The organism is Nitrospirota bacterium, assembly GCA_016207905.1.
Taxonomy (GTDB): Bacteria; Nitrospirota; Thermodesulfovibrionia; order Thermodesulfovibrionales; family JdFR-86; genus JACQZC01.
In genome coordinates, this window is the sequence record JACQZC010000090.1 from 1 (window position 1) to 2,401 (window position 2,401).

3 protein-coding genes are annotated in these 2,401 nt (G+C 43.0%); 2 read left to right on the forward strand and 1 reads right to left on the reverse strand.

What is annotated here, in order from left to right:
• Positions 1-253 (forward strand): CDP-alcohol phosphatidyltransferase family protein (locus HY805_10660; protein ID MBI4824670.1); only part of this gene is annotated, 253 nt, incomplete at its 5' end.
• A 103-nt stretch (positions 254-356) separates the two neighbouring features.
• Positions 357-1,046, forward strand: a complete 690-nt coding sequence (locus HY805_10665; protein ID MBI4824671.1) for a hypothetical protein — start codon at positions 357-359, stop codon at positions 1,044-1,046.
• Positions 1,047-1,165: 119 nt separating this feature from the next.
• Here HY805_10665 and ribD read toward each other — a convergent pair whose 3' ends face one another.
• Positions 1,166-2,251 carry a bifunctional diaminohydroxyphosphoribosylaminopyrimidine deaminase/5-amino-6-(5-phosphoribosylamino)uracil reductase RibD gene (gene ribD / locus HY805_10670; GenBank protein ID MBI4824672.1) on the reverse strand — a complete coding sequence of 362 codons (1,086 nt, stop codon included), beginning with the start codon at positions 2,249-2,251 and terminating at the stop codon, positions 1,166-1,168.
• Positions 2,252-2,401 lie beyond the last annotated feature (150 nt).

Here is a 2,401-nt window from a genome sequence, read left to right on the forward strand (position 1 = left end):
CAGGGAAGACCTCGAAGGCGTTCTCCTTAGTTTGGGCTCGATGATAGGTGCATTCCTTGTAAGCTACACGAGGGCAAGGGCAGAGGGATTGGGAAAAGACTGCAAGGTGGGCATAATGGAAAGACCCGCAAGGGTTTTGCTTTTAGCATTCGGAGCACTTTCGGGCTGGATTATACCAATTCTCTGGATAATGTTTTTCCTCACTCATGTTACGGCAATTCAGAGGATTTATCATGTTTTAAAAAGACAATAAGACATTTCCAAATTGGCTTGACAGTCCTGAAAAAACTATTGAACGGATGACAAAGAAATGTTAAAATCATTCAACGATTAAAAACAGTAGAAGGGAGCTAAAGATGAGTAATACCTTAAATTCAAAAATTGCCATGATAGCAACTCTCGCAGTGCTTTTGCTGTTTGGGTTTATCGCTGAAACACTGGCACAAGAAACGGATATTAATGAAATCCTGAGGGAAACCCAGAAGATGTCACAGTCTGCAGATGATGTAACTATGGTCTGGTGGATTCCAGGGGAATTCTGGCGCCTCAGTCTTTCGGCGGACCCATCAACCACAGAGGCACAGATAGAAGAGTTTATAAATATTGTCAGCCCATACACGATTGTCGTTGTCGTTGACGGAAAGATGGGGCCATTAGGCGGAGTTACATATACGCCTGAGGCTGATATAAGGACATCTGTCAAGCTTAAAGACAGTCAGGGGGTTGTCTATAAGTCTCTCGAAGAAGGCAGTGTAGGTGCAGACATAAAAAACCTCCTTTCCATGATGAAGCCTATTTTTGTCAATATGCTTGGGCCAATGGGCGAAAACATGCACTTCCTATTGTTTCCAGCAAAAAACAAGGCAGGCATGCAAATTGCCAATGCCTCCCAAGAAGGCACATTCAGCATTTCCCTTGGCAAAAGGGAATTTAAATGGAGACTGCCTCTGGGTTCTCTTCTTTCTCCTAAGACATGCCCAAAGTGCGGAGAGAAATTAAGCGGAGCATATAAGTTCTGCCCATACGATGGGACAAGACTGCCTTAAACAGGCATAAAAAGACAGTGAAAGAAAATGGATAAAGACAAGTTAAAACTTAGGGTCAAAGAGGACTATTCTGCTGTTGCTTTAGGAAAGTCATAAAAGAGGTGAGTTTCCAGAGGCAGTTAGAGAAAATCCTTCTGCATATAGCCCTCAATCAGGATGTCCTCTCCAATGCGACTTACTTTCATATCTTTGACCCTGTAAGCCTCGGTAAGTTTTCTAAAAGTCTTTCCGCCAACCGCGGGATAAGATTCTTTTCCACCTATAATCTTACCTGCTATAAAAAACATCACCTTATCGACTATACCATCTTCAAGGCAATGTGCATTTAAAGACGAGCCACCTTCTATCATGAGGGACATTATCCCAATTTGAGCAAGTCTTTTCATCAGCCAGTTTAAGTCAAGCTTTCCTTTATAAGGGATGATGCCGATGCCTGAGTTTTTGAGTAGTTTTGTTTTTTTGTTTTCTTTTTTTGTAATGATAACGGTCTCTGGAGGTGTTTTTAAAATCTTAGCACTCAGGGGTATTTCAAGTTTAGGGTCTATGACTATTCTGATTGGGGAAGTTCGCCTGATTCCGTGCCTTGCCGTAAGCTCAGGGTCATCTGCTTTCACAGTTCCTATTGCAGTAAGGATTGCATCAGCCCTGCTTCTTAATTTATGCACAAAGGCTCTTGCCCTATTGCCTGTAATCCATTTAGATTGTCCTTCTGGAGTGGCTATTTTTCCATCCAGTGTCATTGCAACCTTCATTGTTACAAATGGCATGCCTCGGGTTATGTATTTTAGATATGCCTCGTTGAGCTTCCTTGCGGACTCCTCAAGGACACCTGTCATAACATCTATGCCTGCTCTCTTTAGCTCTAAGATTCCCTTTCCTGAGACCTTTGGGTTTGGGTCTTTCATCGAAATGACGACTTTTTTTATTCCTGAATTAATGATTGTCTTTGTGCATGGAGGGGTTCTTTTGTCAGTATGTGAGCAGGGCTCGAGGCTTACATAAAGGGTTCCGCCCTTAGCACTCTCACCTGCTTTCTTAAGGGCAAGTGCCTCTGCATGTGGCTCACCGGGTTTTCTATGGTAGTCCTCCGATATAATTCTTTTGCCTTTGACAACAACTGCACCTACCATTGGATTTGGGCTTGTCTTGCCTTCTGCTTTCCTTGCAAGCCTAAGAGCCCTCTTTATGTAAAACGCATCATCCATAAGATTTTTAAGATCCTACATTCAATCTCGAAGTGCAACAGATGCGACTTCAAGGGGCGTCTTGTAGCCCAGACATTTTCTGGGCCTTGTGTTAATTAATGATGCTACCATTGCCACCTGCTCATTGGTTATTTTACCGAAGTCCGTGCC